The sequence below is a fragment of the Kribbella albertanoniae genome (assembly GCF_004348455.1).
Taxonomy (GTDB): Bacteria; Actinomycetota; Actinomycetes; order Propionibacteriales; family Kribbellaceae; genus Kribbella; species Kribbella albertanoniae.
Genome location: NZ_SMKA01000357.1, coordinates 1 through 8,104, shown reverse-complemented (window position 1 = coordinate 8,104; position 8,104 = coordinate 1). Strand labels below are relative to the sequence as shown.

The window sequence follows — 8,104 nt, the reverse complement described above, 5'->3', positions numbered from 1 at the left end:
GCCAGGGCCAGGGCGGGGAGGGCGGTGGGGATGCCTTCGAGGACTGAGGAGCGTTGTTTTTCGGCGGCCTTGATGGATTCCCAGTTGGCTTCGACGGCGGCCGCGTCGGCCGCGTGCACGGTGCTGAAGACGTGGGGGTGGCGGCGGATCAGCTTCTCGACGATGCCGCCGGCCACGTCGTCGATGGTGAAGGCGTCGTCGTCCTCGGCGATGCGGGAGTGGAAGGCGACCTGGAGCAGGAGGTCGCCGAGCTCTTCGCGGAGGTGGTCGCGGTCGCCGAGGTCGATGGCTTCGAGGGTCTCGTAGGTTTCCTCGAGGAGGTACTTCGCGAGGCTCTCGTGGGTCTGCTCCTGGTCCCAGGGGCATTTGCGGCGGAGGCGGTCCATGACGCGCACGAGGTCGATCAGGCGGGCGCCAGGGACGTCGTACGAGCCGTGCAAGATCTCGACCTCGTACGGCGGCCGCGGCTCGCGACTGAGTTCCTCGGCGACGAGCCGGAGCAGGCCTGGTTCGCCGTCCTCACCGACGAGCCAGGCGACGCGTTGACCCGCCACGGCGGCTGCGGACAGCCAGGCCCAGTGGTCGGCGACGGCACCCGAGACCGGGGTGACGACAAAACCGGAGGACGCGATCGCCTGCACATCGGCGCGGGCAGGGCCGTCGGCGGCGCCGAGCAGGTCGGCCGACGACAAGGCCGTCCAGGCGACTCGGGTAAGGAGACCCGGGGCGACCCGGGGGCTGGTCAGGACGACCGTGATCGACCCGCCGGGTGCTCCGGACATCGGCAGGACCTCAGCCCTGCGGCTGCTGCTGTTGCTGCTGGGCCTCGGCGGCCTCGCGCTTGGCCTTGGCCTGGGCCGACTCGTCGGACAGCGAACCGGAGACCGCGCCGTCGATGGCCCCGTCGGTCCACTTGCCGAACCGCGGCGAGATGTCGACGGTGATGTTCTTCGAGGCGTCCTTGACCACGGTCAGGCCGGCCTTCTGGGCCGCCTGCACCTGCGGGTCGGTCACGCCGGTGCCGCCACCGAGCTTGATGGTCGCCACCGCGGTCGAGGCCACGTTGGACAGGAACTCCTTGGCCACCGGGTCGGCCTCGAACTTCTGGTACGCCGCCGGGTCGCGGACCACGAGCTTCATCGCGGCCGCGATCTCGGCGTCACTGACGTTCACCGAGCGCTGGTCGCGGACCTGCCGGACGAGAGCGTTGTTGACCAGCTCGCTCAGCGTCACCTTGGTCTCGAAGGGCTGTCCGAGCGCGCCGGAGACCGCGCGCGAGACCTTGTCGACGTCGCCGACGCTGATCTCGGTGTCCCCGACCACGGCCGCCGCACCCGGGTGCGTGCCGGCTGCGCAGCCGCTCGCCAGCAGCACCGTGGCCGCAGCCACACCGAGAGCCTTAAGCGCTCTGCTCACCGAAATCTCCTCGCATCTCCAGTCGAAGTCACGCCGGTACCACGATCGGCTCGGCGACGATGTCGTCGATCAACCGGGTACACCATTGCAGCAGCTCCTGGTCGCGGAGCGGCTGGCCGCCGATCTGCCGGGTGGCAGGTCTCGGCACCAGGATCGTACGCAGTTGCGGCTTGACCAGACTCTTCGGGTACAGCCTGTTCAGCCGCAGCACCTTCGAATCCGGCAGATCCACCGGCCCGAACCGGACCAGATTCCCCTGCAGGGTGACGTCCTGCAACCCCGCCTGCCGGGCGTGGTTGCGGAACTTCGCCACCTCGATCAGGTTCAGCACGGCCGCCGGGATCTCGCCGTACCGGTCGTGCAGCTCCTCGACGAGCTCCGCGATCCCGGCAGCATCCCGTACGGCGGCCAGTCGCTGGTACATCTCCAGTCGCAGCCGCTGCGACGGAACGTAGTCGTGCGGAAGATGCGCGTCGATCGGCAGCTCGATCTTGACCTCGGGCTCCTCGGCCGGCGTATCGCCCTTGTACTCGGCGACTGCCTCACCGACCAGCCGCACGTACAGGTCGAACCCGACATCCGCGATGTGGCCGGACTGCTCGCCGCCGAGCAGGTTGCCGGCGCCACGGATCTCCAGGTCCTTCATCGCCACCGCCATACCGCCACCCAGATCGGCGTGCTGGGCGATCGTCGCCAGCCGGTCGTGGGCGGTCTCGGTCAGTGGCTTCTCCGGCGGGAAGAAGAAGTACGCGTACGCCCGCTCGCGGCCACGACCGACGCGACCGCGCAGCTGGTGCAGCTGCGACAGCCCGAGCAGGTCGGACCGCTCGACGATCATCGTGTTCGCGTTCGAGATGTCGATGCCGGACTCGACGATCGTCGTACAGACGATGACGTCGGACTGCTTCTCCCAGAAGCCCTGGATGACCTGCTCGAGGGCGTGCTCGTTCATCTGGCCGTGCGCGACGGTCACCCGTGCCTCGGGCACGAGCTGCCGGATCCGCGCGGCCGCCTTCTCGATCGTGTTCACCCGGTTGTGCACCACGAAGACCTGGCCCTCACGCAGCAACTCGCGCCGGATCGCCGCGGTCACCTGGCCCTCCTCGTACGCGCCGACGAAGGTCAGCACCGGGTGCCGCTCCTCGGGCGGGGTGGCGATCGTCGACATCTCGCGGATGCCGGTGATCGACATCTCCAGCGTGCGCGGGATCGGCGTCGCGGACATCGTCAGCACGTCGACGGCCGTCCGCAACCGCTTGAGCTGCTCCTTGGCCTCGACCCCGAACCGCTGCTCCTCGTCGACGATGACGAGCCCAAGGTCCTTGAACGCAACCTCGCCCGACAGCAACCGGTGCGTCCCGATCACGACATCGATCGACCCGTCGGCCAGCCCGTCCAGCGCGCCCTTGGCCTCCTTGTCGGTCTGGAACCGCGACAGTGGGGCCACAACCACCGGGAAGGCGGCGTACCGCTCGGCGAAGGTCGCGTAGTGCTGCTGCACGAGCAGCGTGGTCGGAACCAGTACGGCGACCTGCTTGCCGTCCTGCACCGCCTTGAACGCAGCCCGTACGGCGATCTCGGTCTTGCCGTAGCCGACATCGCCACACACGATCCGGTCCATCGGCATCACGCGCTCCATGTCGCGCTTCACATCGTCGATGGTGGCGAGCTGGTCCGGCGTCTCCACGAACGGGAACGCGTCCTCGAGCTCACGCTGCCACGGGGTGTCCTTGGCGAACGCGTGGCCCTTGGTCGCCTGGCGCGCGGCGTACAGCTTGATCAGCTCACCGGCGATCTGCTTGACCGCCTTGCGCGCGCGGCCCTTGCGCTTGGCCCAGTCCCCGCCGCCCATCTTGTCGAGCGAAGGCTGCTCACCGCCGACGTACCGCGTGACCTGGTCGAGCTGGTCGGTCGGCACATACAGCCGGTCGCCCGGTTGACCGCGCTTACTCGGTGCGAACTCGATGACGACGTACTCGCGGGTGGCCTTCTGCGTCCCCGTCCCGACGGTGCGCTGCATCATCTCGACGTACCGGCCGACGCCGTGCTGCTCGTGCACGACGAAGTCGCCGGGCTGCAGCTCCAGCGGGTCGACCGCCTTCTTCCGCCGGCTCGGCATCCGTTGCTGGGAACGGCGTTCGGCCGCGGAGCGCTGGCCGGCCAGGTCGTTCTCGGTCAGTACGGCGAACTTGATGCCCTCGGCAATGAACCCGTGCTCGAGCTGTCCCTGCGAGATCAGCACGACGCCCGGCTCGGGGATCGTGTCGATCCCTTCGACCGCGCGCGCCGGGACCTCTGCCTCGGACAGCAGCTCGGCCAATCGCTGCGCGGGGCCGTGTCCTTCGGTCACGCAGACGACGCGCCAGCCGTCACGCAGCCAGCCGCGGATGTCCTCGACCGCAGCAGCCGTCTCACCGCGGTACGGATCGACCTCGTGCGCGGCAACCGCGCGGCTACGCACAGCGCCCGCCTCGGTGTCGATGTCGAACGAGACCCGCGCACCCATCGAGTCGCGCAGTTCGGGCGCGTCGGTCGGCGCCGCGGAGAACGGCGACATGCTCCACCACGCCAGGCCCTTGCCCAGCGCATGCGACCGGACGTCACCAAGCGAGATGTACGCCGCTGCGCCCAGATCGATCGGCGCGTCACCGCCACCGGCCGCGGCCGCCCAGGACGCCTCCAGGAACTCCTGACTGGTCGCCACCAGGTCGTGGGCCCGCGCCCGCACCCGCTCCGGGTCGCTCACCACCACATGCGTCCCGGCCGGCATCAAATCGACCAGCAGCTCCATGTGGTCGACCAGCACCGGAGCCAACGACTCCATGCCCTCGACCGCGTGCCCTTCGGCGAGCTTCTCGAACAGCTCGGCCAGCTCAGGGTGCTCCTTGGCCAGTACGGCGGCGCGCGCCCGCACCTCGTCGGTCAGCAGCAACTCGCGGCACGGCGGCGCCCACAACCCATGCTGAGCGATCTCCAGAGACCGCTGGTCGGCGACTGCGAAGTACCGGATCTCTTCCACGTCGTCACCGAAGAAGTCCACCCGTAGTGGGTGCTCCTCGGTCGGCGGGAACACGTCGATGATGCCGCCGCGAACCGCGAACTCACCACGCCGCTCGACCAGGTCAACGCGGTTGTACGCCGCACCTGCCAGCCGCTCGGTGACATCGGCCAGCTCGACCGTGTCGCCGACGTGCAGCTGCACCGGCTTGAGGTCGGCCAGCCCGGCGACCTGCGGCTGCAGGACTGAACGCACCGGCGCGACCAGGATCTTGATCGGCCCGGTCGTCTCGTCCGACGGATCCGGGTGCGCAAGACGCCGCAGTACGGCGAGACGTCGGCCGACTGTGTCCGAGCGCGGCGACAGGCGCTCGTGCGGCAGCGTCTCCCAGGCCGGGTAGTAGGCGACCGAACCGGGCTCGACCAGGCACTGCAGCGCCTCGGTCAGCTCCTCGGCCTCACGGAACGTCGCGGTGACCGCGAGCACCGGGCGATCAGCACCACGCTCGGCGGCCAGGGCAGCCAGCAGGACCGGCCGGATCGGGCCGGGCGCCGCCAGGTCGAGGGCGGTGACCACGTCGCCACGGGCATCGCTCACGGCCTCGGCCACCACTGGATCGGTGACCAGGGTGTCGATCAGACCGCTGAGCTTCACGAGGTTGCGTCCATTCAGGAGTTGTACAGGCCTTGGGTTGTCTCGAGGCCGGCCGTCATCAGCGACTCGACCGCGTCCGCGGTCCGGTCCACGGCGAACGGAAGATCCTTGCGCTCGGTCGAGGAGAACTCGTTGAGGACGAAGTCGGCGGGACTCTGCCGGCCCGGTGGACGACCCACACCGAACCGCACTCGATAGTACTCACCGGTGCCAAGCGATTTCCGCAGCGACTTGAGCCCGTTGTGCCCGTTGTCGCCGCCGCCGAACTTGCAGCGCAGCACCCCGAAGTCGATGTCGAGCTCGTCGTGGACGGCGATCAGGTTGGCCGGGTCCACCTTGAAGAACTTCAGCAGGCCGGCCACCGGTCCGCCGGACTCGTTCATGTACGACCGGGGTTTGGCGATGATGGTCCGGAGCCCGCTGATCCGGGTCTCGATCACCTCGGACTTGACCTGCTTGTGCTGCTTGAACGTGCTGCCCGTCCGGGCCGCCAGCTCGTCGGCCACCAGGTGCCCGATGTTGTGCCGGGTCCGGGCATACGAAGGGCCGGGATTCCCCAGCCCGACGACCAACCACACGTCGTCCGCCACGGATCCCCGGCCCTCCTGTGTCTTTACTGCGGCAGCGCTGTCAGGCAGGCGCGGCGGTCGGGGCGTCGCGGACGACCCCGGCCTCGGCCTCGGCGTCGGCCATCTCGGCCTCGACCTGCTCCGCGGTGCTCGCGGTGGTGATGTTCACGATCAGGGTCTCCGGGTCGACGGCCAGCGTCGTCCCGGCCGGGAGCTTCAGGTCGGAGGCGTGGATCGCCGTACCGGCCTCGAGGCCCTCGATGTTCAGCACCACACCGTCGGGGATGTGGGTCGCCTCGGCCTCGACCAGGATGGAGGCGTTCTCCAGCACCACCAGGGTGCCGCCGGCGGCCTCGCCCTCGACGTGGATGGCGATGTCGACCTCGACCTTCTCACCGCTCTTCACGATGACCAGGTCGACGTGCTCGATGGTGCCCTTGATCGGGTCGCGCTGGACCTGCTTCGGCAGCGCCAGCAGGCTCTCGCTGCCGGTCACCTCGATCAGCAGCAGGGCGTTGGCGGTCTTCAGCGCCAGCATGGTGTCGTGACCAGGCAGCGTGATGTGAACCGGGTCCGTGCCGTGGCCGTAGAGAACGGCGGGCACCTTGTTGTCCCGGCGGATTCGGCGGGCAGCACCCTTGCCGAACTCCGTGCGTGATTCGGCTTGGATCTTGACCTCGGCCACGAGATGAACTCCTCAGATGCGTTGCGGTGATCTGTTGACTGGCTGAAACTCGGCTGCGGCCTCAGCGGGCACCTGCTGACACCGAGAAGGCATCAAGCAACGAACCACCGCGTCGATCACGGAGCCGCGCCCATGTACTTCTCGGGGGGCGTCCCTCGCCGAGGCAACCTCAACAGTCTACCCACGTCTGCGCCCAGACGAGAAATCAGCTCCGGCCGCCCACAGAGCACGACTTTTGGGCGTCATCCGGCCCGGAAACGTCCGGCCGTACTGAAAATGATTGTCAAGTCAGATAAAGTGCGCGGATGTGACCGCCACTCACTCCCGTCCTGCGCTGCTGTCTGCCCTGCTGAGCCTCACTCTCGGCCTCCTTTGCCTGCTCGTGCCCTGGACCGCTGGTGCCGCTCCGGCCCCTGAGGTGCTGCGCGCGGTCCACACCGATGCCCTGCACACGACGTACGACGGAACCGCGCTCAAGCTGGCCACGCGGATCGGCACCGGCACGTACCGAGAGGCCGATCCGGCCGGTCTGATCTTCAACCTGGAAGACCTCGGCCCGGCCCGCGTCGAACTGCCGGACATGCCCGCCTTCGCCTTCCTCGGCGCACCGGGAAGCACAGTTTGGATGGCGCCGGAGTCCCAGGACCCGGAGCTGATCTGGCCCGGCTGGGATACGGAGACGATTCCGGCGGGTGCACTGCGCGATGACAACGTCGACCTGACCCTGGTGAGCGCGGAAGGTCCCGGTGCGGTCGAGGCGTTCTTCAACTACGACGAGTTCACCGGTGCGGTTCCCCGCGTGTTCAGTTCGGTCGATCCGGCGTACAAGACACTGCACCAGCCAGTGGGGCGGCACGTTCACGCCAACTGGTCCTTCTCCGCGCTCGGCACTTATCACCTGACCTTCCAGGCGTCCGCGGTCACCGCAGCCGGCGCCCCCGTCACGTCGGGCCCGGTCACCTACACGTGGGTCGTCGGTCCGTACGAGCCGGTCACGCCGACCCCTACGCCGACGCCCACCCCCACACCGACCCCTACGCCGACGGTCACACCGACTGAGACGCCGACTGAGACGCCGTCGAGCCCGCGCCCGAGCACGCCGGCGCCCAGCACCCCTGGGCCGAGTACGCCGCCCTGCGTCACCACGGTGCTCTCCGTCGGGCATGTGGATGTGGCAGCTCGTACTGTCGGCGACCGGCTGCGCTTCCAGGTCAAGGACGGCACCCGCGGCACCACCCCGGTCTGGCGTGACCCCGCGACGGTGGCGTTCCAGGTGAAGCCCGAGGGTGACGAGATCGTCCCGGCCGATCCGAAGTACCGCTTTCTGGGCGCGCCCGGCGCAACCATCTGGCAGATCCCCCAGACCCAGGCCGACAACCTCCTCTGGGCCGGCTGGAACACCGAGTCCGTCGACTACACCGCCCTGAACGGCCCGGTGCGCTGGTCACTCGACAAAGTGCAGGGTCCGGGCAAGCTCGCGGTCTACCAGTTCGACCAGTTCGGCGCCCCGCTGATCTCCTTCGACAGCGGCAAGAAGCTGCCCCAGTCGATCGCCCTCGCCGAACCGACCCACGCCCACGGCAACTGGGCCTTCACCAAACAAGGCCTCTACCGCCTCACCTTCACATACTCAGCCACCACCAAGACCGGCCAGCACCTGACCGACACCGCCACCCTGCCGGTGGTAGTCGGCAACGACCTGAAGCCGCTCTGCCCCAGCAACCCCCCATCCACACCGCCGCCCTCGCAGCCCACCACGCCGGCGCCTACGCAACCCAGTAC

Annotated in this window: 6 protein-coding genes; 1 reads left to right on the top strand and 5 read right to left on the bottom strand. The window is 68.8% G+C overall.

The genetic code is table 11. From position 1 onward, the window contains the following. The 5 genes from E1261_RS41215 to E1261_RS41195 form a co-directional block, all read right to left on the bottom strand. Positions 1-782, bottom strand: a 782-nt coding sequence (locus E1261_RS41215) for a nucleoside triphosphate pyrophosphohydrolase (RefSeq protein ID WP_132415201.1), incomplete at its 3' end; no start/stop codon positions are given. Between the two features lie 10 nt (positions 783-792). Next, entirely contained in the window at positions 793-1,416 is a 624-nt protein-coding gene (locus tag E1261_RS41210; RefSeq protein WP_132415200.1) for a SurA N-terminal domain-containing protein, read from the bottom strand. 28 nt (positions 1,417-1,444) lie between these two features. Then, positions 1,445-5,068, bottom strand: a complete 3,624-nt coding sequence (gene mfd / locus E1261_RS41205) for a transcription-repair coupling factor (RefSeq protein WP_132415199.1) — start codon at positions 5,066-5,068, stop codon at positions 1,445-1,447. Between the two features lie 14 nt (positions 5,069-5,082). After that, positions 5,083-5,658 (bottom strand): aminoacyl-tRNA hydrolase, encoded by a 576-nt coding sequence (pth, locus tag E1261_RS41200; RefSeq protein WP_132415198.1) that lies wholly within the window; start codon positions 5,656-5,658, stop codon positions 5,083-5,085. Positions 5,659-5,698: 40 nt separating this feature from the next. Then, a complete protein-coding gene (locus tag E1261_RS41195; protein WP_132415197.1) occupies positions 5,699-6,322 on the bottom strand; it encodes a 50S ribosomal protein L25/general stress protein Ctc in 624 nt (207 codons plus the stop codon). Positions 6,323-6,629: 307 nt separating this feature from the next. Here E1261_RS41195 and E1261_RS41190 point away from each other — a divergent pair. Next, a partial coding sequence (locus E1261_RS41190; protein WP_238176772.1) for a choice-of-anchor M domain-containing protein occupies positions 6,630-8,104 on the top strand: 1,475 nt, incomplete at its 3' end.